At 72.1% G+C, this 24,329-nt stretch carries 25 protein-coding genes and 1 pseudogene; 11 read left to right on the top strand and 15 right to left on the bottom strand.

Translation table 11 applies throughout. The features are described from left to right. The first annotated feature begins 2 nt into the window (after nucleotides 1-2). Genes ACFCY7_RS04760 through ACFCY7_RS04735 form a run of 6 tightly spaced genes read left to right on the top strand, consistent with a single transcriptional unit; the run spans nucleotide 3 to nucleotide 6,624 of the window. On the top strand, nucleotides 3-1,412 hold the full coding sequence (locus ACFCY7_RS04760; RefSeq protein WP_376481318.1) for a glycoside hydrolase: 1,410 nt from the start codon (nucleotides 3-5) through the stop codon (nucleotides 1,410-1,412). Nucleotides 1,413-1,456: 44 nt separating this feature from the next. Next, on the top strand, nucleotides 1,457-2,503 hold the full coding sequence (locus ACFCY7_RS04755; RefSeq protein ID WP_376481317.1) for an endo-1,4-beta-xylanase: 1,047 nt from the start codon (nucleotides 1,457-1,459) through the stop codon (nucleotides 2,501-2,503). Further along, on the top strand, nucleotides 2,500-3,546 hold the full coding sequence (locus tag ACFCY7_RS04750) for a Gfo/Idh/MocA family protein (RefSeq protein ID WP_376481315.1): 1,047 nt from the start codon (nucleotides 2,500-2,502) through the stop codon (nucleotides 3,544-3,546). Before ACFCY7_RS04755 ends, ACFCY7_RS04750 begins: the two co-directional genes overlap by 4 nt. Further along, entirely contained in the window at nucleotides 3,543-4,403 is an 861-nt protein-coding gene (locus ACFCY7_RS04745) for a PmoA family protein (RefSeq protein ID WP_376481313.1), read from the top strand. Before ACFCY7_RS04750 ends, ACFCY7_RS04745 begins: the two co-directional genes overlap by 4 nt. Beyond that, nucleotides 4,400-5,155 carry a cupin domain-containing protein gene (locus ACFCY7_RS04740; RefSeq protein WP_376481435.1) on the top strand — a complete coding sequence of 252 codons (756 nt, stop codon included), beginning with the start codon at nucleotides 4,400-4,402 and terminating at the stop codon, nucleotides 5,153-5,155. The genes ACFCY7_RS04745 and ACFCY7_RS04740 overlap by 4 nt, the downstream gene beginning before the upstream one ends. After that, nucleotides 5,152-6,624 carry a non-reducing end alpha-L-arabinofuranosidase family hydrolase gene (locus tag ACFCY7_RS04735; RefSeq protein WP_376481311.1) on the top strand — a complete coding sequence of 491 codons (1,473 nt, stop codon included), beginning with the start codon at nucleotides 5,152-5,154 and terminating at the stop codon, nucleotides 6,622-6,624. Before ACFCY7_RS04740 ends, ACFCY7_RS04735 begins: the two co-directional genes overlap by 4 nt. Here ACFCY7_RS04735 and ACFCY7_RS04730 read toward each other — a convergent pair. The 5 genes and pseudogenes from ACFCY7_RS04730 to ACFCY7_RS04710 form a co-directional block, all read right to left on the bottom strand. Beyond that, nucleotides 6,591-7,040, bottom strand: a complete 450-nt coding sequence (locus ACFCY7_RS04730; RefSeq protein WP_376481309.1) for a hypothetical protein — start codon at nucleotides 7,038-7,040, stop codon at nucleotides 6,591-6,593. The two genes, ACFCY7_RS04735 and ACFCY7_RS04730, sit on opposite strands and share 34 nt — an antisense overlap. Before the next feature lie 185 nt (nucleotides 7,041-7,225). Continuing rightward, a pseudogene (locus ACFCY7_RS04725) lies at nucleotides 7,226-7,523 on the bottom strand (NAD(P)H-dependent oxidoreductase); the annotation flags it as partial. Between the two features lie 117 nt (nucleotides 7,524-7,640). Further along, entirely contained in the window at nucleotides 7,641-7,922 is a 282-nt protein-coding gene (locus ACFCY7_RS04720) for a DUF6296 family protein (protein WP_376481307.1), read from the bottom strand. Nucleotides 7,923-7,958: 36 nt separating this feature from the next. Further along, nucleotides 7,959-9,374, bottom strand: coding sequence for a DUF4157 domain-containing protein (locus ACFCY7_RS04715; RefSeq protein WP_376481305.1), 1,416 nt, complete (start codon nucleotides 9,372-9,374; stop codon nucleotides 7,959-7,961). A gap of 122 nt (nucleotides 9,375-9,496) precedes the next feature. Continuing rightward, entirely contained in the window at nucleotides 9,497-10,288 is a 792-nt protein-coding gene (locus ACFCY7_RS04710) for an N-formylglutamate amidohydrolase (protein WP_376481303.1), read from the bottom strand. A 305-nt stretch (nucleotides 10,289-10,593) separates the two neighbouring features. Here ACFCY7_RS04710 and ACFCY7_RS04705 point away from each other — a divergent pair, with 305 nt between their 5' ends. Then, a complete protein-coding gene (locus tag ACFCY7_RS04705; protein WP_376481301.1) occupies nucleotides 10,594-11,139 on the top strand; it encodes an HPP family protein in 546 nt (181 codons plus the stop codon). Between the two features lie 251 nt (nucleotides 11,140-11,390). Continuing rightward, on the top strand, nucleotides 11,391-12,854 hold the full coding sequence (locus ACFCY7_RS04700) for a SulP family inorganic anion transporter (RefSeq protein ID WP_376481299.1): 1,464 nt from the start codon (nucleotides 11,391-11,393) through the stop codon (nucleotides 12,852-12,854). Between the two features lie 5 nt (nucleotides 12,855-12,859). On the opposite strand, the gene ehuA is transcribed toward ACFCY7_RS04700, so the two are convergent. From ehuA to ectA, 8 genes are all read right to left on the bottom strand, one after another. After that, the gene (ehuA, locus tag ACFCY7_RS04695; protein WP_376481297.1) at nucleotides 12,860-13,639 is read right to left on the bottom strand and encodes an ectoine/hydroxyectoine ABC transporter ATP-binding protein EhuA; all 780 of its coding nucleotides are present in this window, start codon (nucleotides 13,637-13,639) and stop codon (nucleotides 12,860-12,862) included. Continuing rightward, entirely contained in the window at nucleotides 13,629-14,264 is a 636-nt protein-coding gene (gene ehuD / locus ACFCY7_RS04690) for an ectoine/hydroxyectoine ABC transporter permease subunit EhuD (RefSeq protein ID WP_376481295.1), read from the bottom strand. Before ehuD ends, ehuA begins: the two co-directional genes overlap by 11 nt. Further along, nucleotides 14,264-14,938: an ectoine/hydroxyectoine ABC transporter permease subunit EhuC gene (gene ehuC / locus ACFCY7_RS04685; protein WP_376481293.1), complete on the bottom strand. Its 675-nt coding sequence runs from the start codon at nucleotides 14,936-14,938 to the stop codon at nucleotides 14,264-14,266. Before ehuC ends, ehuD begins: the two co-directional genes overlap by 1 nt. 12 nt (nucleotides 14,939-14,950) lie before the next feature. Then, the gene (gene ehuB / locus ACFCY7_RS04680) at nucleotides 14,951-15,868 is read right to left on the bottom strand and encodes an ectoine/hydroxyectoine ABC transporter substrate-binding protein EhuB (protein ID WP_376481291.1); all 918 of its coding nucleotides are present in this window, start codon (nucleotides 15,866-15,868) and stop codon (nucleotides 14,951-14,953) included. Next, nucleotides 15,865-16,761, bottom strand: coding sequence for an ectoine hydroxylase (gene thpD / locus ACFCY7_RS04675; protein ID WP_376481289.1), 897 nt, complete (start codon nucleotides 16,759-16,761; stop codon nucleotides 15,865-15,867). Before thpD ends, ehuB begins: the two co-directional genes overlap by 4 nt. 127 nt (nucleotides 16,762-16,888) lie before the next feature. After that, nucleotides 16,889-17,293, bottom strand: coding sequence for an ectoine synthase (locus ACFCY7_RS04670; RefSeq protein ID WP_376481287.1), 405 nt, complete (start codon nucleotides 17,291-17,293; stop codon nucleotides 16,889-16,891). Between the two features lie 62 nt (nucleotides 17,294-17,355). Then, on the bottom strand, nucleotides 17,356-18,639 hold the full coding sequence (ectB, locus tag ACFCY7_RS04665; RefSeq protein WP_376481285.1) for a diaminobutyrate--2-oxoglutarate transaminase: 1,284 nt from the start codon (nucleotides 18,637-18,639) through the stop codon (nucleotides 17,356-17,358). Nucleotides 18,640-18,703: 64 nt separating this feature from the next. Then, nucleotides 18,704-19,234 (bottom strand): diaminobutyrate acetyltransferase, encoded by a 531-nt coding sequence (ectA, locus tag ACFCY7_RS04660; RefSeq protein ID WP_376481283.1) that lies wholly within the window; start codon nucleotides 19,232-19,234, stop codon nucleotides 18,704-18,706. 376 nt (nucleotides 19,235-19,610) lie between these two features. On the opposite strand from ectA, the gene ACFCY7_RS04655 reads away from it, so the two are divergent. Beyond that, entirely contained in the window at nucleotides 19,611-20,708 is a 1,098-nt protein-coding gene (locus ACFCY7_RS04655) for a serine hydrolase domain-containing protein (protein ID WP_376481281.1), read from the top strand. Further along, nucleotides 20,705-21,481 (top strand): MerR family transcriptional regulator, encoded by a 777-nt coding sequence (locus ACFCY7_RS04650; protein WP_376481279.1) that lies wholly within the window; start codon nucleotides 20,705-20,707, stop codon nucleotides 21,479-21,481. Before ACFCY7_RS04655 ends, ACFCY7_RS04650 begins: the two co-directional genes overlap by 4 nt. 57 nt (nucleotides 21,482-21,538) lie before the next feature. Here the strand turns inward: ACFCY7_RS04650 and ACFCY7_RS04645 are convergent, their stop codons facing one another. Both ACFCY7_RS04645 and ACFCY7_RS04640 read right to left on the bottom strand, forming a co-directional pair. Further along, the gene (locus ACFCY7_RS04645; protein WP_376481278.1) at nucleotides 21,539-22,342 is read right to left on the bottom strand and encodes an endonuclease I family protein; all 804 of its coding nucleotides are present in this window, start codon (nucleotides 22,340-22,342) and stop codon (nucleotides 21,539-21,541) included. Between the two features lie 188 nt (nucleotides 22,343-22,530). Next, nucleotides 22,531-22,995 (bottom strand): Lrp/AsnC family transcriptional regulator, encoded by a 465-nt coding sequence (locus tag ACFCY7_RS04640; protein WP_376481277.1) that lies wholly within the window; start codon nucleotides 22,993-22,995, stop codon nucleotides 22,531-22,533. 119 nt (nucleotides 22,996-23,114) lie between these two features. On the opposite strand from ACFCY7_RS04640, the gene ACFCY7_RS04635 reads away from it, so the two are divergent. Further along, nucleotides 23,115-24,230 carry an asparaginase gene (locus tag ACFCY7_RS04635; RefSeq protein ID WP_376481275.1) on the top strand — a complete coding sequence of 372 codons (1,116 nt, stop codon included), beginning with the start codon at nucleotides 23,115-23,117 and terminating at the stop codon, nucleotides 24,228-24,230. The last annotated feature ends 99 nt before the right edge of the window (nucleotides 24,231-24,329 follow it).

The following is a 24,329-nucleotide window of genomic DNA, read 5'->3' as shown; positions in this document are numbered from 1 at the left end:
CAGTGAAACGTCTGACCGCCTTGGCGGCCGCCGTATTGTTAGCGCTCACATCGCAGGTGGCCGCCGCCGAACCCGTACCGTCGGCGGCCCACCAGGCCGCCCCCGTTCGACCCGCCATCGACTTCCGGGCCGCACTCCAGCCCATCGACGGCTTCGGCTTCTCCATGGCCTTCCAGCGCGCCGACCTACTGCAGGGCGCGCGAGGCCTCAGCCCTGCCAAGCAGCGCGAGGTGCTCGACCTGCTGCTCAGCAAGGAGAAGGGCGCGGGCCTGTCGATCCTGCGCCTGGGCATCGGGTCCTCGACCGACCGGGTCTACGACCACATGCCGACGATCCTGCCCGCCGACCCCGGCGGGCCGGACGCCACACCGGAGTACATCTGGGACGGCTGGGACGGCGGCCAGGTCTGGCTCGCCAAGGAGGCCAAGGCGTACGGCGTCAAGCGGTTCTACGCCGATGCCTGGAGCGCGCCGGCCTTCATGAAGACCAACGGCAGCGAGGACAACGGCGGCGAGCTCCTGCCCGCATGGCGTCAGGCCTACGCGAACTACCTCGTCCAGTACGCGAAGTTCTACGAGCGCGAGGGCATCGACATCACCGATCTCGGATTCACCAACGAACCCGACTGGACGGCGACCTACGCCTCGATGCGCTTCACCCCCCAACAGGCCGTCGACTTCCTCAAGGTGCTCGGACCGACCGTCCGCGCCTCCGGACTGAAGACGGGCGTGGTCTGCTGCGACGCCGCCGGATGGGACCGTCAGGTCGCCTACACCGAGGCCATCGAGGCGGACCCGGAGGCCGACAAGGCCGTGCGGACCGTCACCGGCCACCGCTACAGCGGTGCGACCACTGTCCCGCAGCCGACCGACAAGCACGTGTGGATGTCCGAATGGTCACCGGACGGCACCACCTGGAACGAGAACTGGGACGACGGCAGCGGCTACGACGGCCTCACTGTCGCCGCCGACATCCAGAACACCCTGACCGTCGGCAACGCCAACGCCTACGTCTACTGGACCGGCGCGTCCCTCGGCGCGACCCGGGGCCTCATCCAGCTCGCCAACCCCGGCGACGACTACCGGGTGTCCAAGCGGTACTGGGCCCTGGCCGCCTTCAGCCGGTTCATCCGCCCCGCCGCCGTCCGCGTGCCGGTCACGGACGCCGACCCCGCCCTGCGTGTCACGGCCTTCCGCAACCCGGACGGCAGCCGCGTGATCGAGATCCTCAACACCGCGACCACCGAGAAGTCCGCCGAGTTCACCCTCCGCGGCGGACACGACCGGCACCCCGACGGCTACGTCACCGACGAGACCCGCTCGATCACCCCGGCCGACGTCGCCTCCACACACGGCACGACCCTCACGGCCAGGCTCGCCCCGCGCGCACTCACCACGATCGTTCTCGACTGACCCGTCGTTCTCGACCGACTCGCCCATCACCCGAGGAGCCACCCATGTCCAGGCCCATGTCCCGGCATCTGATCGCCCTCTCCGCGGCCGTCTGCCTCGCCGCCGGCCTCGCCGCCACCCCCGCGACCGCCGAGCCCCGCCCCAAGACGCTCGCCGAACTGGCGAAGAAGCACCACAAGTACTTCGGCTCGGCCACCGACAACCCCGAGTTCACCGACGCCGCCTACCTGAAGCTCCTCGGCAGCGAGTTCGGCCAGACCACCCCCGGCAACGCCATGAAGTGGTACGCCACCGAGCCCAAGCCCGGCGTCTTCGACTTCACCGCCGGCGACGAGGTCACGGCCTTCGCCAAGGACCACCACCAGAAGGTCCGCGGCCACACGCTCGTCTGGCACAGCCAGCTCCCCGCCTGGCTCACCGACCGCACCTGGACCGCCGACGAGCTGCGCCCCGTCCTCAAGAACCACATCCAGACGGTGGCACGGCATTACAAGGGCAAGGTCATCCACTGGGATGTCGTCAACGAGGCCTTCAACGAGGACGGCACCTACCGCGAGTCGATCTTCTACAAGACGCTCGGCCCCGGCTACATCGCCGACGCCCTGCGCTGGGCCCACGAGGCCGACCCGCACGCCAAGCTGTACCTCAACGACTACAACGTCGACGGCATCAACGCCAAGAGCGACGCCTACTACAACCTGATCAAGCAGCTGAAGGCCGACGGCGTCCCGGTGGAGGGCTTCGGCCTCCAGGGCCACCTGGCGCTCCAGTACGGCTTCCCCGCCGGCGTCCAGGAGAACATCCAGCGCTTCGCCGACCTCGGCGTCGAGGTCGCGATCACCGAACTCGACATCCGGATGGAGCTCCCGGCGACACCGGAGAAGCTCGCCACCCAGGCCACCTGGTACGCCGACTACGTCAAGGCCTGCCTGGCGGTGGAGAAGTGCGTCGGCGTCACCGTCTGGGACTACACGGACAAGTACTCGTGGATCCCCGGTGTCTTCCCCGACGAGGGAGCGGCGCTGCCCTACGACGAGAACCTGGAGCCCAAGCCCGCCTACCACGCGATCAGGAAGGTGCTGGGCGGATGATCAGGACGGCGATCGTCGGTGCGGGCGGGATCGCGGGCATCTGCCACGTACCCGCCCTCCGGGCGCAGGCACACCGGGCCGAGATCGTGGCCGCCGTCGACGTGGACGCCGTGCGTGCCGAGGCCTTCGCGGCCGAGCACGGCATCCACGCCGTCCACACCGACCTCGACGCGATGCTCCGGGAGGAGCGTCCGGACCTCGTGCACTTGTGCACGCCGCCGTACCTGCACGCCGAGCAGGCCGTGGCCTGCCTGGAAGCGGGGGCGTGGGTGTGGTGCGAGAAGCCGGTGGCCCTGTCGCTGGCGGAGCTCGACCGGATCCACGCCGCCGAGGCGACGGCCGCCGCGGGCGCGGTGTTCCAGCACAGGTACGGATCGGGCGCCCGGTACCTGCGCGACCGCGTCGCCGCCGGGACCCTGGGCCGCCCACTGGTCGCGCAGTGCGTCACGGCCTGGTACCGCGACGACGCCTACTACGACGTGCCCTGGCGCGGCACCTGGCGGAGTGAGGGCGGCGGCCCGACGCTCGGCCACGGCATCCACCAGATGGATCTGATGCTCGCGGTGCTCGGCCCCTGGGCCGAGGTGCGCGCGATGGCCGGCCGCCTCGAACGGGACGTCCAGACCGAGGACGTGTCCACAGCCCTGGTCCGGTTCGAGAACGGAACCATCGCGACGGTCGTCAACAGCGTCCTCTCGCCGCGCGAGGAGAGCTACCTGCGGTTCGACCTCACCGACGCCACGGTCGAGCTGCGGCACCTGTACGGCTACTCCAACGCGGACTGGACGTTCACCGGCAGGACGCCCGCCACGAAGTGGGACCCGCCGGACGACCTGCCCAGCTCGCACACCGCCCAGCTCGCGGAGTTCCTGGACGGTTACGAGGCCGGGCTCCGGCCCGACCTCGGCAGGCTCACCATGGAACTCGTCACCGCCCTCTACAAGGCCGCGATCACCGGCCGGCCGGTCCTGCGCGGGGAGATCGACGCGGCCGACCCCTTCTATGACTCGCTCCACGGAGGACGACCGGAGGTGTTCCGATGACGTTCGAACTCCTCGAAGAAGAGGACGCGCTGACCGTCCGGGCGCGCGGCACCGATCTCTTCCGGTACGTGCACCGGCCGGTCATGGACCCCTTCGAGGCACCGAAGCCGTACCTGCACCCGGTGCGCACGCTCGCCGGTCAGGTGGTCACCGGATACCGCCCGAATGACCACCGCTGGCACAAGGGCGTCCAGTTCACGGCGTCATGGGTGTCGGGCCAGAACTTCTGGGGCGGCGGCACCTACCTGCGCGGGCAGGGCTACGTGGACCTGCCGAACCTCGGCACGATGCGCAGCCTCGCCGTATCCGCCGAGACGGATCACGACCGCGCCGTCATCACCGAGCACCTCGCCTGGCACACGATGGCCGGCGGGCACTGGATCGACGAACGCCGCACGCTGACCGCGTGCGACGTCGAGGCCGACTCCTGGACCCTGGAGGTCACCACCGCGCTGACCAACGTCCACGGCACCGACCTGGTGTTCGGCAGTCCCGGCACACAGGGCAGGGAACTCGCCGGGTACTCCGGCCTGTTCTGGCGCGGCCCGCGCGAGTTCACCGGCGGCGACGTGATCGGCCCCGGCATGGGCGAGCAGGGCGAATGGCTCGCCTTCATCGGCACCCACGACGAGGTCGACCGCTCCTCCACACTGCTGTTCCAGGACGACCCGGACACCCCTTGCCAGTGGTTCGTCCGCAGCGAGCCCATCCCCGCCGTCAACCCGTCCCTGGCGTTCGACAAGGAACTGCCGCTGGCCCTGGGCGACACTCTGTCGCGCCGTTACCGGATCGTCGTGGCCGACGGCGCTTGGGACCTCGCCCGCCTGACCCGGCACGTCGAGGAACACCCGTGGTGACACCGCTTCCGGGAGGTGTGGGAATCTCCGGGCTGACCGTGTACGACTGGGAGGCCGCCGACGGACTGTGCGGCGGCACCCCTCACATGCACCTCGTCTGCTCCGAGGCGTACGTCGTCATCGGCGGCGAGGGCAGCGTCCAGACCCTCACCAGCTCCGGTTTCGCCGACACTCCGCTGCGCGCCGGCGACGTCGTCCGGTTCACCCCGGGAACGATCCACCGTCTCGTCAACGCGGGTGACCTGCGGCTCGTCGTGCTGATGCAGAACAGCGGCCTCCCCGAGGCCGGCGACGCCGTCTTCACCTTCCCCGCTCCCTTAATGGCCGACCCCGACGCCTACCGGGCGGCGGCGGCCCTGACCGGCGACCACGGCGCGGCGGCGCGCCGCCGCCGCGACCTGGCGCTCGAAGGGTTCCTGGACCTGCGCCGCGAAGGAGGGCTGCCGGAGTTCCACGCCGCGGCCCACCGCCTGATACGCGAACTCCTGGACCAGTGGGAGATCCGTTGGCGTGACGGCGCTCTGGCGGCGGCCGAGGAGACCGGCCGTCAGTTGGAGCGGCTGAAGGCCGGAGACCTCTCCCACCTCGACCACGGCGCGGTGTCGCGGCTCGAACGCCCGGAGGACCCGCTCTTCGGCATGTGCGGTCTCCTCCACCCCTATTCCGTCCGCACCCTCCCGGCGCGACCGCTCGGCGGCCCGCCGGAATCACACCACCCCCACCCCCACCCCCCGAAGGAACAATTCCGATGAGATTCCGTCATCCACCCCTGATCCTGAGCCTCGTCCTCGCGGTCCTGTCGTCCCTGCTTCTCGGGACCTCGCTCCTCACCGCCCCGCCCGCCGCCGCGGCCACCGTCGACACCAACGCCTGGTACGTCCTGGTCAACCGCAACAGCGGCAAGGCCCTGGACGTCTACAACCTGGCGACCGGCGACGGCGCCCGCATCACCCAGTGGACCAGGAACGACCAGAACCAGCAGCAGTGGCAGTTCGTCGCCTCCGGCGACGGCTACTACCGCGTCAAGTCCCGCCACTCAGGAAAGGCCCTGGACGTCCAGAACAGCTCCACCGCCAACGGCGCCGCGGTTACCCAGTGGACCGACGCGAACGGCACCAACCAGCAGTGGCGGCTCGCCGACAGCGCGGACGGTCACATCCGGCTCGTCGCCCGCCACAGCGGCAAGGCCCTCGAAGTCCAGGGCGCCTCCACCGCCGACGGCGCGAACATCGTCCAGTACGACGACTGGGGCGGCGCCAACCAGCAGTGGCAGCTCGTCAAGGTCGCCGGCGGCACCCCCGGCACCTGTGCCCTTCCCTCGACGTACCGCTGGTCGTCCACGGGCGCGCTCGCGCAGCCCAAGACGGGCTGGGCCGCGCTCAAGGACTTCACCGTCGCCCCCTACAACGGCAGGCACATCGTCTACGCGACGACGCACGGCGCCGCGGGCACGGGTGCGGGCTGGGGTTCGATGAACTTCACCCCGTTCACCGACTGGTCGCAGATGGCCTCGGCCGGTCAGAACGCGATGTCGAACTCCGTCGTCGCGCCCACGCTCTTCCACTTCGCGCCGAAGAACATCTGGGTGCTCGCCTACCAGTGGGGCAGGACGGCCTTCTCGTACCGGACGTCGACCGACCCGACCAACCCGAACGGCTGGTCGGCGGAGCAGGAGCTCTTCTCGGGGACCATCGCCAACTCCGGGACGGGACCGATCGACCAGACGCTGATCGGTGACGGGACGAACATGTACCTGTTCTTCGCCGGTGACAACGGCAAGATCTACCGGGCGAGCATGCCGATCGGGAACTTCCCCGGCAGCTTCGGCACGACCTCGACGGTGGTCATGAGCGACACGACGAACAACCTGTTCGAGGCCCCGCAGGTCTACAAGCTCCAGGGCGAGGAGCGCTACCTCATGATCGTCGAGGCGGTCGGTTCGCAGGGCCGGTACTTCCGCTCGTTCACGGCCACCAGCCTGAACGGCTCGTGGACGCCCCAGGCCGCGACCGAGAGCAACCCCTTCGCCGGCAAGGCCAACAGCGGCGCCACCTGGACCAACGACATCAGCCACGGCGAACTGGTCCGCGCAACCGCCGACCAGACCTTCACGGTCGACCCCTGCAACCTGCGCTTCCTGTACCAGGGACGCGACCCGAACTCCGGCGGCGACTACGGCCAGTGGCCCTACCGGCCGGGCCTGCTGACCCTGCAGCGCTGACGGCGGGCTATGGGTGACGTGTCTCGATTACCGTCGATGAGTTCAGCGGCGAGCCACTGCACGTAAACGTGCTCGGCGTACATCTCGCGGATCTCCTCGCGGCTGTACGCCTCACGTGCGGCGCGGTCGGAGAGCTCGTGCTCGTACGCCCACCGCTCGCCGCCGGACATGTGCTCGGTGCCGTCGGGGCCGCGCTCGACGTCCGCCCCGTACGGCCCCCACTCGTCTGGGTCCGACAAGGGAGGGCCGGCGAGGCGGATCGGGTGCATCGCGTCGTCGAGGGCGTTCCGCGCGGCGACGGTGTCGGCGGCCGTCGCCCCCGCGCCCGGCGGGGGCGGAGTGGGCGGGTGCCGGCGGTCGATCTCGGCGGCGATCCGGGTGGCGTCCTCGGGGCTCGCGTACCGGATGCTCCACACGAGCAGCTCGTCACCGAGCCCGGGCAGGTCGGCGGAGAGCCGTTCGCCGGGGAACAGCTCGGCGAAGGCCCGATGGCGGTGCGCTTCGGTACCAGCAGTTGTTCGCGGATGCCGGGATCGACCTTCGCCTGTTCTCTGTGCCGGCCACCCGATCACCCGCACGGCCCCGCATCGATGACGTGCATCCCGAATCGGATCGGTCCGCACAGCACGAGGATGTCGGCGGCCATCACCCGCTCGTAGAGCTCGGGCCAGGCATCCGACTCCCGTCCGTGCTCGGTCGTGTCCGGCCACACGGCCGTCGCGATGTCCAGGTCGACCGCCCGCACCAGCGAGGTCTTCGCCCCTGCCCCTCCATCACGGCACGGCTGCGCTCCACCAGCCCTCCGCGTTGCTGACCTCGGGAGTCCGCCTTGGCGTGCAAATGATGTATAGGGCACTGAGATCGTCGTGCCGGTACTCGGCGGCGTCGGACGCGGTCATCGGCGGTCTCCTCGCTCCTGGGGGCGACCCCTCCGGGGGCCACCCCCGGCCTGCGGGCGTGCCGGGCCCCCGGGCCACCCGGGGCGACCGAACGAGGGGGGACGGCGAGGAACGGCGTCAGGCGGCGGAGCCGGCGGGATCCCCTGGAGCGCCCGGAGTCTTCGGACCGCCGTCCGGGAGGGGGCGGGCCACCACGCTCTGGGTGGGTTGCTGATGGCCGCCCGAGGCGAGGATGCGGACCTCGTCGCGGTCGCTGATCTCCGCACGGATGATGCCGGTCGCGTCGGTGTAGACGGGATGGCCCCCGGACCCCGTCGCGTGCGTGCGCTCCACGACCACGACGTCCTGGGCCGCACCCGCGGCGTCGGAGAACACCAGCTCGTACCTGAGTGGGCTCATGTGCCCGATTTTACGCTGTTCGGTCGGCTCGACCTCTTACGAGGTGCTGCCTTGGCCGCCGCCGGGCGGCTGCGGCGCGTTGTTCTGCTGCTGCTCCGCCTGCTGCTGGGCGGTGTTCTGTGCGCGCAGGAACTCGATGGCCGCACGTGTCGCGTTCAAGGCCGCGACGATGGCCCTGAAGAGCGCGAGGTAACGAGTCTGGGCTTCCGTGCGCCACGTGTCGAAACGCCGCTTGTCGGCAGTCACGGTCAGCCGCCTGTCGCGCACCTTTGCCGCCGCGTCCCCGTCGTAGATCTTCGAGGCGAGGTAGGGCGGCCAGTCGGCCGCCGTCGCCGCCGTCGCCATCTCCTGGGGGATCGCCCAGGTCTCCGCGGCACAGGAACGGGCCAGATCGGTGAGGCCGCTGCTGAACTGGCCGTAGATGCCGGAGTTCGCGTCGGCTCCCTTGGTCGAATGCTCCGGCAGGGTGGCGATGAAGGAGCTGTAGGGGGAGCCCTTCGCAGGGTGTCCGTACTCGGCCGCGGCCGTTGCGGCGGCGGTCAAGGCCGCCATGGCGTTTCGTTGCGCGGTCCTGAGGGTCATCCATTGGCCCCGCAGCGCCTCGGAGGCCCCGATGGCAGCGGTGGTGGCGCTGTCGAGGGTCCCGGAGTACGTGGTCAGTGCGTTCGCGAGCTCCGTGGCGATACGACTCGCGGCGTCGTCGAGCGAGTTGAAGACGTGGTCCCCCTGGCGCTTGCCTCCGCCCTTCGAGGACCCTTCCCCCGGATCGTTCTTCTTTCCGCCCCCCGCGCGCTGCACGAAGGCTCCACCGTCCGCCTGCCGGGCCGTGGCCCGCTGGAGCGGCGCGTCGCCGGGAGGGGCGCTCATGACGCGTTGGGCGTTGGCCTCCGCTTCGCGTTCGAAACGGTCGGAAGGGTCGGAGACCTTGAGGCCGGCGCCGTTGTCGGTGCCGGCGACGGGGCCCTGGCGCTGCTGGACGACGTGGGTGAGCTCGTGGGCCAGGGTGTGCTTGTCGGCGCCGCCGTCACCGATGACGACATGGCTGCCGGAGGTGTAGGCGCGGGCGCCGACCTCGGCGGCGGAGGCCCGGGCGGCGGCGTCGTCGTGGATGCGGACGTCGGAGAAGTCCGCGCCGAGGCGGGCCTCCATGTCGGTGCGGGTCGCGTCGTCCAGGGCGCGGCCGCCGGAGCGCAGGACGTCGTGGACGGCGGAGCGCTGCACGGCCGGCTGCTCGACATCCCCGTGCCCGCAGCCGGCGCCGTGCCGGTGCTCGTCCTGGGCCCAGGCGTGCCCGTTCTCCTTGAGGAGCTGGACCACGGCGGCGTTCCCCGCGAGCCGCTGGATCTCGGCGAGGCCGGGCCGCTCCGCCGGGCTCGGGCCCGTGGCCTGAGTCCTCGGCCGCTCCTGCCTTCTGGCGGAGGACGCCGTGTCGGGCGCCTGGTCGTGCCTCATGGAGTGCCTTTCGTCGGGTGAGGGACGGAATCGACTCCACCGGAGCGCGGTGAGGGGCGGAAGGGCCCGGGGTGCAGCTCCGCGGGCAGGTGTCACTGCCCGAAGGGGCGCGCGGCGCGCTCCTACCGGACCACCGCGTCGACCAGCGCGGCCAGGGCCGTGCCGAGGGCCTCGGCCCCCGGGCCCGCGGGGCCGCCGGGCTCGGTCATGTAGAGGTCGCGGCGGATCTCGACCATCAGGGCGGAGACCCGCGGATCGCGGCCGTAGTACCGCAGCGGCACGTACGTCCCGGCGAACGGGGTGTCCGTCGCGACGCCCCCGAACCCGCCGAACGCCTCCCGCGCCGCGGCGAGCAGCGCGGGCGGCGTGTGGAACGCGTCCGTGCCGAGGCAGACCGGCGGACGGGGCCCGTCGCCGTGGAGCTCGTACGGCAGCGGCTCCGTCGGGTACGAGTGGACGTCCACGATCACCGCCCGGCCCGTCGCCGCCAGCCGCCCCGCCACGGCTTCGGTCATGCCCTCGGCGTACGGGGTGAAGTAGCGGTCGATCAGCGGTGCCGGGTCGAACCCGGCGGGCCGCAGCGCGGCGCGGTGCGTGGTGCGGGTGTACACCGCGCCCATCCCCACGGCGAGCATCTCCTCGCGCTCGTCGGGGAAGCGCTCCGGGTCGACGACCAGCCGGGACAGCCGGTTGACGAACCGCCAGGGCGCCGTCCCCGCCGCCCCCGCCGCGACGGCGGCGATCTCCGCGGTGTGCGCGTCGGTGATGTGGGACAGTTCGGCGGCGAGTTCCCCGTCGCCGAGCACGATGCCCTCGCGCACGTCCGGCGGTACCACGGGCGACGAGTGCGGCACGTGGAGGAGGACGGGGGAGTCCGCGGCGCCGGCGAGTAGTGCGAAGGAGTCCTGGGTCATTCGGCCCACCCTTCCACAGACCGGCGGCCGCGCGGGCGCCCGGGAGTCGCTCGCCTCCGCGCGCGGGGGTCCGAGGGCCGCTCGCCTCCGCGCCCGGGCGCCCGAGAGCCGCTCGCCCCCGTGCCCGGGCGCCCCCCACCCCGCCCCTCCCGTCGAGAAACCGCTGGTTAGAGTGGTGGGAGGTCGCGCCGCCGCACCAGGAGCGGGCGCATGACCGGGCCGACTGTCGACCACAGGGTCCCGTAGACCGTCCCGACCCCTGTCTCGTCCGGCCCATGGCCGCCTGCCCGGAAACGCCGCATCACATGAGCACCGACACCGCCCTGCGCACCGAAGTCCCCTCGGGGAGCCCCCGCCGACCGAGGATGAGCGGCCGGGCCCCGGCCCGCCCCGCACCCGGCGCGGCCTTCCACAGCGTCAGCGCGGCGACCGCCGCCCTGCTCGGGCTGGTCGCCCTCGGCGCCCTGATCCACGAGCCGGTGCTGATACCGCCGCTCGCCGCCAGCGCGGCCCTGGTGCACTGCGCGCCCGCGCTGCCGCTGGCCCAGCCCCGCAGCGTGGTCGTCGGCCACCTCCTGGGCGCCGCCGCCGGATACGCGGTGGCGGCCGCCGCCGGCGGCAGCGCGTGGGCCGCCGCCGTGGCGGCCGGCGTGACCCTCGCGCTCACCACGCTCGCGAGGACCCCGCACTCCCCGGCCTGCGCGACCTCCGTCGTCATCGTGCTCCAGGCGCCCGCGCCTGCCCGGTTCGTGCCGCTCCTCTTCGGGTCCACGGTCCTCCTCGTCCTCACCGCGTACTGCGCGTCCCGCATCCGCCGCCGCGCACCCAGGTACCCCGCGTACTGGTGGTGAGCGGGGCCCTGCGCCCCACGTGAGCGCCGTACGCCCTCCCCGGCGCGGGTGAGCGGGGCGCCCGCGGCCGGTGCGCCCCGGAGTGCCGCGCTCCCGGGCGCCGTTCCCGTAGGTGATCGGGTCACGTTGCGGCCGCTTCCGGTCGGAAACCCCGGTGATGCCCCGGATCGTCCCCGCCCGGGGCCCCCGAGGGCGTATTCCCTTCCATGCGATGCCCGAACGTGCGTCGCGCAGTGAGGGGAGAGAACCGCATGCCGTCCTCCTGGCCCGATCTCCGGCAGGACTTCGCCGCGTCCCTCGTCGTCTTCCTCGTGGCACTCCCGCTGTGCGTCGGCGTGGCCGTCGCCTCCGGTGTCCCCGCCGAACTCGGCCTGGTCACCGGCATCGTGGGCGGAGTCGTCACCGGCCTCATGCGGGGCAGCAGCCTCCAGGTCTCCGGACCGGCCGCGGGGCTCACCGTGCTCGTCTTCGAGGCGGTCAGGAGCTTCGGGCTGCCCGCGCTCGGCGTCATCGTGCTCCTCGCGGGGCTGCTCCAGGTCGTGGTGGGCCTGCTGAAGTGGGGCCGCTGGTTCCGTGCCATCTCCGTCTCGGTCGTCGAGGGCATGCTGGCCGGCATCGGCCTCGTCATCGTGGCCGGCCAGCTCTACGCGGCCCTCGGCGTCAGCGCCCCGGCGTCGGGCACGGCCAGGATCGCCGGACTGCCCGCCACGCTCTGGGGGGCGCTGACCGGCGCCGCCGGCACCCTGGCGCCGCTCGCCGTCGCGGCCGGCACCGTGGTGGTGATCGTAGGGTGGCGGCACGTCCCGAAACCGCTGCGGGCCGTGCCCGGAGCGCTCGTCGCGGTCCTGCTCGCGGCCCTCGCGACCGCGCTCTGCGACCTTCCCGTGGCCACCGTGCGGGTCGGCGGGGTCCTCGACGCCGTCCGGATGCCCGGACCGGACGCCTTCGTCGCGCTGACCGACGTCGCCCTGCTCGGAACGGTCCTCGCCTTCGCGCTGATCGCCTCCGCCGAGTCGCTGTTCGGCGCGGCGGCGGTGGACCGGCTGCACGACGGACCGCGCACCGACTACGACCGGGAACTCGTCGCCCAGGGCTTCGGCAACACCGTCTGCGGCCTGCTCGGCGCGCTGCCCATGACCGCCGTGATCGTCCGCAGTTCGGCCAACGTCCAGGCCGGCGCCAGGACCAAGGCGTCCCGCGTGCTCCACGGCGTGTGGCTGCTGGTCTTCGCCGCCCTGCTGCCCGCCACCCTCGCCCATGTGCCGCTCGCGGCGCTCGCCGGGATCCTCGTCCACGCCGGCTGGAAGCTCATCCCCTTCCGGGGCGTGGTCGCCCTGTGGCGCGGACACCGGGGCGAGGCCTTCGTCCTCGTCGTGACGGCCGGCGCCATCGTCACCGTCAGCATGCTCGAAGGCGTCCTGATCGGACTCGTCCTCTCCGTCGCCAAGGCGGCCTGGGACGTCTCGCACCTCCGGGTCGAGCACACCGACGACGGCCACGGCCCGGTGCGGGTGCGGCTGTCCGGCAACGCCAACTTCCTGCGGCTGCCGAAGATCCTCGACACGCTCGAATCGCTGCCGGGCGACCGCCCGGTCGAACTCGACCTCGCCGGGATCCACCACCTCGACCACGCCTGCCGCGCGGCGCTGGAGGCATGGGCGGAGCGCCACCGCACGGCCGGCACCGCCTCCGTACTCCTCCACGGGCACCCCTGACGCGCTCAGCGCACCGCGCCGAGGAACGCCCGGGTGCGCTCGTGCGCGGGCGAGTCCAGGAGCTCGTCCGCCGGGCCCGACTCGACGACGCGACCGCGGTCGAACATGAGGACCCGGTCGGAGACGTCCCGCGCGAAGCCCATCTCGTGCGTCACGCACAGCAGGGTGATGTCCGTGCCGCGGGCGATGTCCCGCAGCACGTCGAGGACCTCCGCGACCAGCTCCGGGTCGAGGGCCGAGGTCACTTCGTCGAGGAGCAGGATCCCCGGGCGCATGGCCAGCGCCCGGGCGATGGCGACGCGCTGCTGCTGGCCGCCGGAGAGCCGGGTGGGGCGGGCGTCGACCTTGTCGCCGAGCCCGACCAGGTCCAGCAGGTCCCTGGCCGTGCGGTCCGCCTCCTCCCGGCTCTCGCCGAGCACGTGCACGGGCGCCTCGACGACGTTCTCGAGCACGCTCATGTGGGGGAACAGGTTGAACTGCTGGAAGACCATGCCGATCCGGCGCCGCCGCTCGGCGAGCCGCCGCTCGCTCGCCGGCACCAGCGTCCCCGGCGTCCTGCCCGGCATGTGGGAGTAGGGCTGCCCGTCGACGTGGATGACGCCGCCGGTGACCCGCTCCAGCGTCATGAGCAGCCGCAGGATGGTGGTCTTCCCGGAGCCGCTCGGGCCGATCAGCGTCACCCGCTCCCCGCGGCCGACCTCCAGATCGAGCGCGTCGAGCACCGTGTGATCCCCGTACCGCTTCGTGACCCGCTCGAAGCGGACCGCCGGGTCCTCAGTGGGCAAGGCGTGCCTCCAGTCGTCGTACCAGCAGGGACGTCGGCCAGCTCGCGAGCAGGAACACCGCGCCGGCCAGGGTGAAGCTCTCCAGATAGGCGAAGTGCGTGCTGCCGAACGTGTTCGCCTCGTGGACCATCTCGTGCACCGTGATCACCGACAGCAGGGGAGTCTCCTTGAACAGCGAGACCGCGTAGTTGCCCAGCGGCGGCAGGACGTTGCGGACGGCCTGCGGCAGCACCACCGCCCGCCACACCCGTCGGCGCGGCAGCGACAGCGCCGTGCACGCCTCCCACTGCCCGCGCGGAACGGCGTCGATGCCCGTCCGGTACACCTCGGAGAGATACGTGGCGTAGTGCACGCCCAGGACGAGGACGCCCAGCGCGAGCGCGTCGAGGGAGGGGATCAGCACCCAGGCCGCGAACAGCTGCACGAGGAGCGGTGTCGAGCGGACGAACCCGGCGGCGCCGGCCACCGGAACGGCCACCCAGCGGGGGCCCGCCCGCCGGACCACGGCGAGCACGAGGCCGAGCACCACCGCCACGGCGAAGCCGAGGGCGGTCGCGAGCAACGTGACGCCGAACCCTTCGAGAACCGCGGGCAGCGCGTCGCCGGCCGCTTCCCCGTCCCACATCAGACACCGCCTTCCTGGCCGAGCCGGGCCTTCGCCGCCCGCTCCAGGGCGTTCATGAGGAGGGCGAGCACGGCGGCCATGGCGCCGTAGACCCCGAGGAGCAGCAGGTACGAGGCCGCCGTCGCGCCCGTCGCGGAACGCACCTGGTCGATCTGGAAGGTGAGGTCGGGGACCGTGACCAGGGACAGCAGCGGCGTCGCCTTCAGGAGCTGCACGAGCAGGTTCTCGAACGGGGCGACCATCAGGGCGTGCGCCTGCGGCAGGACGATCCGGCGCAGCCGCAGCCCCGGCCCCATGGACAGCGCGATCCCCGCCTCGGTCTGGGCGCGGGGCACGGCGGCCACCGCGCCCCGCACCACCTCGGCGCCGTACGCCCCGAAGTTGAGGCCGAGCGCGAGGACGCCGCAGGCCAGCGGTTCGAGCCGGAACCCGAGCATCGGCAGTGCGAAGAACAGCCAGAACAGCTGGACGTACAGCGAGGTGCCGCGGAAGAACTCGACGACGAGCCGCGCCCCGCCCCGCACCGGCAGCCGCGCCGACCGGGACGCCAGCCCGAGCGCGTACGCGAGGACCAGGGCGAGCGCGGCCCCGAGCACGGTGGCCTCCGCCGTGACGAGCAGCCCGTCGGCGAGCCGGGGGAGCGCGCCGCGGACCTCGGACGGGAAGTCAGCCACGGCGGCCGCCCCTCACCCGGCGCACAGGTCCGCCGTGCGCAGGGTGCGCGGCGGCACCTCGCGTGCGGTGAAGCCGTAGCGGCCGATGAGCCCGACGAACCGGTCGGGGGAGTCCGTGATCTTCCGCAGCTCGCGGTTGAAGGCATCGCGCAGATCGGCCGCTCCCGATCGGAACACCGCGCCGCCCGCGCCCAGTTGGCGTACCCCGTCGACGACGGGGACGAACGGCTCGGTCACCCGCACCGAGGCGTCCCGGTTCGTCCGGGCCAGCCAGCGCAGGGAGATCGCGGTCAGTGCGAAGGCGTCGATCCGGCCGGCCAGCAGGGCGTCGAGCCCGTCCTGCTGCCGGGCCAGCGTCTTCACCCGCCCGTCGGGAACGCCCGCCGCCTTCGCGTACGACGCCTCGACGGCGGCCGTCAGCACGCCCACGGTGGCGCCCGCCGCCGCGCAGGACTCCAGGTCGCTCAGTGCCTTCGGATCGTCGGAGCGGACCATGAGGGCGGTGGGCGAGACGAACTCCGGCTCGGAGAAGACCACCTTGGCGCATCGCTCCGGCGTGATCGACATGCCCGCGCTGACGACGTCGAACCGGTCGGCGAGCAGTCCGGGGATGAGTGCCCCGAACTCCGTGAGCGTCGGCCGCAGTTCGCGCACGCCGAGGGCCGAGAAGATCTCCCGGTGCAACGTCGGCGCCTCGCCGGCGAGTTCGCCGCCGTCCTGGAAGCCGTACGGTGCCTCACCGGCGAACCCCACCCGCACGAAGCCCTGCCGGCGCAGCTCGGCGAGCAGGCCGCCGTCGCCACGGGGCGCGCCCGTCCCCGGCTGGGTGCGGGTGCACGCGGCCAGGGGGCCGGCCGCCAGGGCGAGGCCGGCGGCGAGCGACGTCCGGGTGAGGAACCGGCGGCGGTCGAGTCCGCTGCCACCCGTCACGACCGGTCCCCCGGGCGGGCGGCGATGAACGAGGGGCGTCGGACCGGGGCGGCGAAGGGCAGCTCCGGGAGGTTCTCGACGCTGTTGAAGACCAGGAACACGTTGCTCCGCGGGTAGGGGGTGATGTTGTCGCCCGAACCGTGCAGCGCGTTGCAGTCGAACCAGGTGGCGGAGCCCGCCGGACCCGTGAAGTGGCGGATTCCGCACGCGTCCGCGAAGGTCGTCAGCGCCTCGTGGGACGGTGTCCCGGCGTCCTGCATCCGCAGCGACTTCTTGTAGTTGTCCCGGGGCGTCTCGCCCGCGCAGCCCAGGAAGGTGCGGTGCGAGCCCGGCATGATCATCAGGCTGCCGTTGGTGGTGTGGTTCGGGGTCAGCGCGATCGACACCGAGACCGTCCGCATCTGCGGCAGGCCGTCCTCCGCGTGCCAGGTCTCGAAGTCGGAGTGCCAGGAGAAGCCGCTGGCGCCGAAGCCCGGCTTGACGTTGATCCGCGACTGGTGGACGTAGACGTCGGAGCCGAGGATCTGGCGGGCGCGGCCCACGACCCGCGGGTCCGCCGCGAGCCGGGCGAAGGCCTCGCTGATCCGGTGGACCTCGAAGACGGAGCGGATCTCCTGGGAGCGGGGCTCGACGACCGCCCGCTCGTCCGACCGCACGGCGGGGTCGGCGACGAGCCGGTCGAGCTCGGCCCGGAGCTCCTCGACCTCGCCGGCCGTGACGAGCTCGTCCACCGTGACGAACCCGTCGCGGTCGTACTCCTCCAGTTCACGGGCCCAGAACGGTCCCGCGGTGCCGGGCTCGGACCACACGACGGGGTCCTTGCGGCCGATGAGCACCTCCTCGGCGCCGCGGGTGGGGTAGAGGTCGACGGGGCGGGCGGGGGCGGAGGTCATGGGCTGGAATGCCTTCCTTTCGCGTACGGACGGAGGTGCGGGCGAGCGAGGACGGGGGCGGACCGGTGTCGCGGAGCCGTCGGCGGACCGGGCACGGTCGGGCCGGCCGCGGTCGGGCCGGCCGCGGTCAGGCCGGGCCCGGATCGGTGAGGAGCGGGTAGACGCCGTTCGCGTCGTGGTCCTCGCGGCCGGTGACGGGCGGGTTGAACACGCAGAGGCAGCGGAAGTCCCGCTTGACCTTGAGGGTGTGGCGCTCGTGCCGGTCGAGCAGGTACATCGTCCCGGGCAGGACCGTGTAGGTCCGGCCCGTCTCGTGGTCGGTGAGTTCGGCCTCGCCGGCGGTGCACACGACGGCCTCGACGTGGTGCGCGTACCACATGGACGTCTCGGTGCCGGCGTACAGCACCGTCTCGTGGAGGGAGAAGCCGACCCGCTCGCGGGCCAGCACGATGCGCTTGCTCTCCCAGGTCCCGGAGGCGGCCCGCACGTGCCGCTCGGTGTTCTCCAGCTCGTCGAAGGAACGGACGATCATGGGCGATGGCCTTTCGGTGGAGGGTGGTCGGGTGCTCCGGGCGGTGGGCCCGGGAGGCGTGATCAGGCGGCGAGGCGGCCGACGGCGTGGCGCACGGAGCGGGCCAGGATGCCGAGGCCCTCGTCGAGTTCGTCGTCCGTGGCGGTCAGCGGCGGCAGTAGTTTGACCACCTCGCCGCGCGGCCCCGACGTCTCCAGGAGCAGCCCGAGTTCGAAGGCCCGCCGGCACACGGCCTCGGCGCGCTCCCCGTCGGCGAACTCCAGGCCCCAGACCAGACCGCGGCCCCGCACGGCGACGCCGGCGCGCCCGTCGCCGCCGCAGAGGTCGAGCAGGGCGCTCTCCACCCGGCCGGCCCGGCCGAGCGTGCGCTCGCGCAGGACGCCGTCGCGCCAGTACGCGTCCAGGGCGGCGGTGGCGGTGACGAAGGCGGGGTTGTTGCCGCGGAAGGTCCCGTTGTGCTCGCCCGGCTCCCAGACGTCGAGCTCCGGTTTGAACAGGCAGAGGGCCAGGGGCAGGCCGTAGCCGCTGATGGACTTGGAGAGGGTGACGATGTCGGGCGTGATGCCCGCCTCCTCGAAGGAGAAGAAGTCGCCGGTGCGCCCGCAGCCCATCTGGACGTCGTCCACGACGAGGAGCATGTCGTGCCGGCGGCAGAGCTCCGAGAGCGCGCGCAGCCACTCGGCGCGGGCGACGTTGACGCCGCCCTCGCCCTGGACCGTCTCGACGATCACGGCCGCGGGCTGGTCGAGGCCGGAGCCGGGGTCGTCGAGGAGCCGCTCGAACCAGAGGAAGTCCGGGACCCGCCCGCCCAGGTAGTGGTCGAAGGGCATCCGGGTGGCGTGGGGGAGGGGCACGCCCGCTCCGGCGCGTTTGGCGGCGTTGCCGGTGACGGCGAGCGAGCCGAGCGACATGCCGTGGAAGGCGTTGGTGAACGAGACGACGGACTCGCGCCCGGTGACCTTGCGGGCGAGCTTCAGCGCGGCCTCGACCGCGTTGGTGCCCGTGGGGCCGGGGAACATCACCTTGTAGGGCAGGGCGCGGGGTTCCAGGACCGTCGATCGGAAGGTCTCCAGGAAGTCGCGTTTGGCCGTGGTCGACATGTCGAGGCCGTGGGTGATGCCGTCGTCGGCGAGGTAGTCGAGCAGGGCGCGCTTGAGCACCGGATGGTTGTGGCCGTAGTTCAGCGAGCCCGCCCCGGCGAAGAAGTCGAGGTAGGGCCGTCCCTGCTCGTCGTAGATCCGGCTCCCGCCGGCGCGTTCGAACACCACCGGCCAGGCGCGGCAGTAGCTGCGTACCTCCGATTCGACGGTCTCGAAGACGGAGGGGGCGATGTCGGTGAGGGTCACGGAGTGTCTTCTCCAGGGTCTGGTTCGGCGTGGGGCGGCGGGACGGCTCGGGCGGCGGGGCGGCTCAGGAGGCGGGGCGGTGGAGGGGGCCGATGCGGTACAGCAACTCGGACTCGTGTCCCGTCGTGGGGAAGGCGGCGGACGGGAACAGGACCTCCTGGGTCAGGTCCGCCCCGTGCCGTCGCGCGTAGGACCGGAAGAGCCGGTCGGACGCCAGGTTCCCCGGCGTGACGGTCGCCTCGATCCCGCGGAGTCCGTGCTCGGCGGCCACGCGGTCGGACAGGGCGTCGAGCAGGTTCCCGGCTACCCCGCTTCCGCGGTGCGAACCCTCCACGGCGACCTGCCAGACGAAGAGCGTCCCCGGCGCGTCCGGGCGCAGGTATCCGGTGACGAAGCCGATCGGTCGTCCGGAGGCGTCACGGGCGACGGCGGTGGTGTCGGCGAAGTCGCGGCACCACAGCAGGTAGCTGTACGGCGAGTTGAGGTCGAGTTCCCCCGAGCCGCGTGCGATCCGCCAGAGCTCGGCACCGTCCGCGAGGCGGGCCGGGCCGATGGAGACGCCGTCGACCGGGGAGGTCGGAGGGGCAGTGGTCATGGGCGCCGAAGTTACCGAGCGAATGACGGAACTTCCTGGGGCGATGGGGTTGTTCGAGGAGTGGTGACGTGATAGGTGCACCGAACGGCCTGAGGGGAGGAATCGGTCTCCTTGCGCACGGCGAAGTGCATCAAAGCGGGATGAGGTACCCGTTTGTTGCGGATGGGTAACGCCTGTTGGGGGAAGCGTCCGGATCCTCAACACCATGAGAAAATCCGGCGCTTCGCGTTTGAAGGTGCCGGGAGCGGTGAGGCGTACCGGTCGACTCCGCGGCCCTGTGGCCTGGATCACGCTTGAGGTTGACCTCGGGTCAGGGTGGAGGCTCGTCGCATCGGCAAGACGCCGACCCGGGCACCACCGATGTGAAGGAGTACCCATGTCCACCCACTTCTCCGGCCAGGCACAGGATCGTCCGAACCTCCGGAAGGCCATCGAGGAGCTGGTCGAGTCCGGTTTCGTCGGGGTCCAGCTCCGGGTTAACGACGAGCGGGGCGAATGGGTCGGCGGTGCCGGTGCGCGCGAGCTGGGCGGGAGCGACGAGCCGCTGACGAACGGGCACTTCCGCATCGGCAGCAGCACCAAGAACTTCGTCGCCACCACGGTGCTCCTGCTGGTGGCCGAGGGCAGGATCGACCTGGACGCCCCGGTCGACGACCACCTTCCCGAGTTCGGTCTCGACCGGCGGATCACGGTGCGGATGCTGTTGCAGCACACCAGCGGGATCTTCAACCACACCGGCGAACTCGAGCAGGACGGGACGATCGTCCCGGGGGTCCCTTGGCGGGGCAAGGAGTGGGTGGACAACCGCTTCCACACCTACCGGCCCGAAGAGCTCGTGCGGCTGTCGTCGTCCAAGCCGGCGCGGTTCGCGCCGGGTACGGGATGGAGCTACGCGAACACCAACTACGTGCTGGCCCGGCTGGTCGTCGAGAAGGTCACCGGCCGTCCGTTCGCCGAGGAGCTGCGGAGGCTGATCCTGGCGCCGCTGGGGATGACCGGCACGGTGGCGCCGGGCGCCTCGCCGGAGATCCCCGAGCCGCACCACCACGGCTACTACCGCTACGAGGACGCCGGGCAGGAGCTGACGATCGACGTCACCCGTCAGAACCCGACCTGGGTCGGAGCCGGTGGCGACCTGATCTCGACCACGCGGGACCTGCACACGTACTTCTCCGCGCTCAACGGCGGCAAGCTCCTGCCCGCCGGGCTGCTGGCCGAGATGCGCACGCCGGAGGCGACGGTCGGATACGGCCTGGGGGTGTTCGCGCAGGAGACGGAGGGCGGCACCGTCTACCACCACAACGGCGCCGTCATGGGCTCGGCCGCGCTGATGTACAGCAGTCCCGACGGCGGCAGGACCCTGACCGCCGGGCTCACCTGGGTGGACGACGCCGACCTGTCGATAGCGCCGGCCTTCCAGGCCGCCCAACAGCGTTTGGTCGGCGAGGTGTTCTGCGGCAAGCTGAGCCGATGAGCAACGGAGTCACGATCGGGCAGGCGGCGGCGTTCGTCGACGTCACGGTCAAGACGGTGCGGCACTACCACAAGCTCGGTCTGGTCGCGGAGCCGGAACGGGACGGCTCCGGCTATCGGCGCTACGGCTCCGGCGAGCTGCTGCGGCTGGTGCAGGTGAGGACCCTGGCCGCCGCGGGCGTGCCGCTGGCCGAGATCGGGCCGCTGCTCGACGCCGATGCCGCGCGGTTCGGCGCCGCGCTCGCCGACGTCGGGCGGCAGCTCACCGAGCGCATCGACGAGCTCGTCGCCCGCCGCGCCACACTGGACCGGCTCGCCGACGGCGACCGGGCCCTGCTGCCCGACCGCGCCTGCGCGATCCTGGACCGGATGCCCGGCCTCGGCTTCGGCCCCGACCACGTGGCCGCGCAACGCGAGGCCCTGGTGCTGGCCCGGGCCCTGGTGCCGGAGGGGTTCGACGGCTTCCTGGACCAGCTCGAACACGGTCTGGACGACCCCGATTACGTCGAACTGGCCAAGCGCGGCCAGGAGGCGGAGGCCTGGGAGCCGGACGACCCGAGGATCGAGGAACTCGCGACCGCCATGGCCGACCGCTACCTCGCCAACCCGGCACTGCTGGGGGATCACGCCAGCCGGCGTGCATGGGCCAAGGCCTCGGCCCAGTACGAGCTGATCAACAACCACCGGGAGGACCGGGCGCCGGTCGCGGCCCGGCTGACCGCGCTCACCGAGGCCAGGCTCCGCTCCGCGGGCGTGCCCATGCCGCAGCGGTGACGCGCCCGGTGCGCGCCGGGCCGGGCACCCGCCGGTGCCCGGTCCGGTGTGCCGGGTCTACCAGATCGCCTCGATCCACTCCGGGTGGTCGATGAACGGGTTCCGGTTGTGCTGGTAGGTGTTGAAGATGATGTCGTTGCGGCGCTCTTCGAACGCGCTCGGCGGGTCCTGCTCGTTCCACTGCTTCAGGACCGAGAGCCGGCCGTGGAAGGGGACGCTGCCGTTCGTGGTCGAGTCGTTGGGCTCCAGGTCCGCCCAGGCGTCGTCGCCCTCGTAGCGGACGGCCATGTAGAGGATCATGCGGGCCACGTCGCCCTTGTCGGCGTCGCGCGGCTCGAAGGAGTTGCTGTCCGTGTAGCTGCCGGGGGCGCCGCTGACCGCGCTGCCGCCGTTGTCGAAGTCCTTGTTGCCGCGGATGCTGTTGACCTGGACGTCCGCCGCGCGCAGGTGGTGGAGGTCGGTGCCGGGGCCGGCGGAGGTGCCGAAGTTGCCGTGGGACTGGGCCCAGGTGTGCTCGCGGTTCCAGTCGCCGACGGCGCCGCCGTTGAGGGACTTGCTCCGCGAGGTGCCGCTGTAGAGCAGGATCACGTTGGCGGTGTTGTTCGGGTCCTGGTCGGTGGTCTTCAGGGCGTTCCAGACCGCGTCGTACGAGATCTTGCTCTGGCTGCTGATGATGGTGTGCAGCGAGGACTTGAGGCTGGTGCCGGTCTTGCCGATCGCGTTCTTGTAGTACGTGCTGTCGTACGCCGTGGTCGTGGCGCTCGCGGGGGTCGCGGCGACCGTCGGCACGGTGAGGGTGACGAGGGCGGCGGCTATCGAGGCCGCCCAGGTCTTCCAGCGACCTGTCTGTGCAACGGACATGGGGGGTGCCCTTTCCCGGGTGTGTCACGCGCCGGATCGCGGCCCCGGCTCAAGGGTTCCGCGTTCTACGCGTGTTGACTTCGTGTCAGCCGGGAGCGTGGCACAAGACAGGTACCTGTCATGTAACGGGAAAGAGGCTGTTGCGTGACGTTCTCGCATCTCACACAACCGAACCGCCCCAGGGATGCTCAGACGCCCCGGACGTCCACCGGCATCCCCTTCGGCTCCTTGATCCGCTTCATGATGATCTGCGAGTTGACCTCGGTGACCCCGGCCAGGGTCGTCAGCCGCTCGATCCAGAGCCGCTCGTACGCCGCGAGGTCGGCCACCGCGATCCGCAGCAGGCACCCGGGGCTGCCGAAGAGCCGGTACGCCTCGATGACGTCCGGGACGTCCTGGAGCGCCTCCTCGAAGGCCTCCACCGTCTCCCGGTCCCGCCGCACCTCCACCGAGACGAGCACCTCGAAGCCGCGCCCCACCGCCGCCGGGTCGATGATCGCCCGGTAGCCCTGGATCACCCCGTCCTGCTCCAGCTGGCGCACCCGCCGCAGGCACGGGGACGGGCTGAGGCCGACCCGCTGGGCCAGCTCCTGGTTGCTCAGTCGGCCGTCGCTCTGGAGCTCACGCAAGATGTGGAGATCAATTCGGTCCATGGCGCAATTATCTACCACGATGAAACGTTGCCCCGGGTGATTTCGCAATCGTCTTGCGCACCTCCTGTCCTATCGTTGCGAGAGCAGGGCGATATCGGTACGGAGTAAGGACGGCAGGCATGAAGCGGACGAACGACGGGGGAGCGCGCCGGATCGTCGTCATCAGCACCGGCGGCACGATCGCCAGCCGCTGGCAGGGCACCGGATACGCGGCCGACGCCTCCGGAAACGACGTCCTGGCCACCGCCCCCCTCCCCGAAGGCGTGACCGTCGAGGTCGTCGACCTCTTCAACGTCAACAGCTCCCGCATGACCGCCGCCCACCAGCTGGCGCTGCTGCGGACCGTCCACGAGACGTTCGCCGACCCCGGCGTCGACGGCATCGTGGTCACCCACGGCACCGACACGCTGGAGGAGACCGCCTTCTTCCTCGACCTCCACCACGCCGACGCCCGCCCGGTCGTCCTCACCGGCGCCCAGCGCCCCTTCGGCACCGGCGACGGCGACGGCCCCGGCAACCTGTACGACGCGCTCCAGGTCGCCGCCACCGTCCGCGAACTCGGCGTCCTCGTCGTCTTCGACGGCCGCGTCCACGCCGCGCGCGGCACCGTCAAGACCCAGACCCTCGCCGCCGACGCCTTCTCCGACCCCTCCGCCGAGCGCCTCGGCCGCGTCGGCTTCTCCCGCGTCGACATCGAGCGCCAGCCCGAGCGCCCCGCGCCGCTGCCGCTCCCCGCCGCCGCCCGGACCGCGATACCCGGCGCGACCGGCCCCGACGCCACCCCGCTGCCCCGCGTCGACATCGTGAGCCACCACTCCGACGGCGACCCGTTCCTGTTCGAAGCCGCCGTCGCCGCCGGCGCCCGGGGCATCGTCCTCGAAGCGACCGGGGCGGGCAACGCCACCCCCGAGATCGCCGCCGCCGTCGCGGACGCCGTCGCCCAGGGCGTCCTCGTCGCCGTCAGCACCCGGGTCCCCGCCGGACCGCTCGCCGAGATCTACACCGGCGGCGGAGCCGTCGACCTCGTCGCCGCCGGCGCGGTGCTCACCGGCACGCTCCGGTCCGCCCAGGCCCGGATCGCCCTCCTCGCCACGCTCCTCGCCGACGGCGGCTCCGGCGACCCCGCCCGCGGCTCCGCCGTGCTGCGCCGGCTCCTGGAGGGCCCGGTCCGCGCCGAGCCCGCGCTCGCCACCGGCGGCTCCCGCTCGGCCACGGCCGTCGCCGGCCGCGCCTGACCGGCGCGCCCCAGGAGGTCCCGCCGATCAGGCCGGGCTCGCGGAGCCCGGGCCGGGCTCCCTGATCCGGCCCGCCCGATCGACAGGACACTCCCCAGA

The sequence above is a fragment of the Streptomyces sp. NPDC056361 genome (genome assembly GCF_042262805.1).
Taxonomy (GTDB): Bacteria; Actinomycetota; Actinomycetes; order Streptomycetales; family Streptomycetaceae; genus Streptomyces.
The sequence above is the reverse complement of the archived record's forward strand: the minus strand, read 5'-3'. Positions and strand labels throughout refer to the sequence as shown.

What these genes read in the sequence shown, in the direction of transcription:
- ACFCY7_RS04755 (WP_376481317.1), top strand. Translation starts at nt 1,457, where the DNA reads ATGTCCAGGCCCATGTCCCGGCATCTGATCGCCCTCTCCGCGGCCGTC.
- ACFCY7_RS04750 (WP_376481315.1), top strand. Translation starts at nt 2,500, where the DNA reads ATGATCAGGACGGCGATCGTCGGTGCGGGCGGGATCGCGGGCATCTGC.
- ACFCY7_RS04745 (WP_376481313.1), top strand. Translation starts at nt 3,543, where the DNA reads ATGACGTTCGAACTCCTCGAAGAAGAGGACGCGCTGACCGTCCGGGCG.
- ACFCY7_RS04735 (WP_376481311.1), top strand. Translation starts at nt 5,152, where the DNA reads ATGAGATTCCGTCATCCACCCCTGATCCTGAGCCTCGTCCTCGCGGTC.
- ACFCY7_RS04720 (WP_376481307.1), bottom strand. Translation starts at nt 7,922, where the DNA reads ATGAGCCCACTCAGGTACGAGCTGGTGTTCTCCGACGCCGCGGGTGCG.
- ACFCY7_RS04715 (WP_376481305.1), bottom strand. Translation starts at nt 9,374, where the DNA reads ATGAGGCACGACCAGGCGCCCGACACGGCGTCCTCCGCCAGAAGGCAG.
- ACFCY7_RS04710 (WP_376481303.1), bottom strand. Translation starts at nt 10,288, where the DNA reads ATGACCCAGGACTCCTTCGCACTACTCGCCGGCGCCGCGGACTCCCCC.
- ACFCY7_RS04705 (WP_376481301.1), top strand. Translation starts at nt 10,594, where the DNA reads ATGAGCACCGACACCGCCCTGCGCACCGAAGTCCCCTCGGGGAGCCCC.
- ACFCY7_RS04700 (WP_376481299.1), top strand. Translation starts at nt 11,391, where the DNA reads ATGCCGTCCTCCTGGCCCGATCTCCGGCAGGACTTCGCCGCGTCCCTC.
- ehuD (WP_376481295.1), bottom strand. Translation starts at nt 14,264, where the DNA reads ATGTGGGACGGGGAAGCGGCCGGCGACGCGCTGCCCGCGGTTCTCGAA.
- thpD (WP_376481289.1), bottom strand. Translation starts at nt 16,761, where the DNA reads ATGACCTCCGCCCCCGCCCGCCCCGTCGACCTCTACCCCACCCGCGGC.
- ACFCY7_RS04670 (WP_376481287.1), bottom strand. Translation starts at nt 17,293, where the DNA reads ATGATCGTCCGTTCCTTCGACGAGCTGGAGAACACCGAGCGGCACGTG.
- ectA (WP_376481283.1), bottom strand. Translation starts at nt 19,234, where the DNA reads ATGACCACTGCCCCTCCGACCTCCCCGGTCGACGGCGTCTCCATCGGC.
- ACFCY7_RS04655 (WP_376481281.1), top strand. Translation starts at nt 19,611, where the DNA reads ATGTCCACCCACTTCTCCGGCCAGGCACAGGATCGTCCGAACCTCCGG.
- ACFCY7_RS04650 (WP_376481279.1), top strand. Translation starts at nt 20,705, where the DNA reads ATGAGCAACGGAGTCACGATCGGGCAGGCGGCGGCGTTCGTCGACGTC.
- ACFCY7_RS04645 (WP_376481278.1), bottom strand. Translation starts at nt 22,342, where the DNA reads ATGTCCGTTGCACAGACAGGTCGCTGGAAGACCTGGGCGGCCTCGATA.
- ACFCY7_RS04640 (WP_376481277.1), bottom strand. Translation starts at nt 22,995, where the DNA reads ATGGACCGAATTGATCTCCACATCTTGCGTGAGCTCCAGAGCGACGGC.
- ACFCY7_RS04635 (WP_376481275.1), top strand. Translation starts at nt 23,115, where the DNA reads ATGAAGCGGACGAACGACGGGGGAGCGCGCCGGATCGTCGTCATCAGC.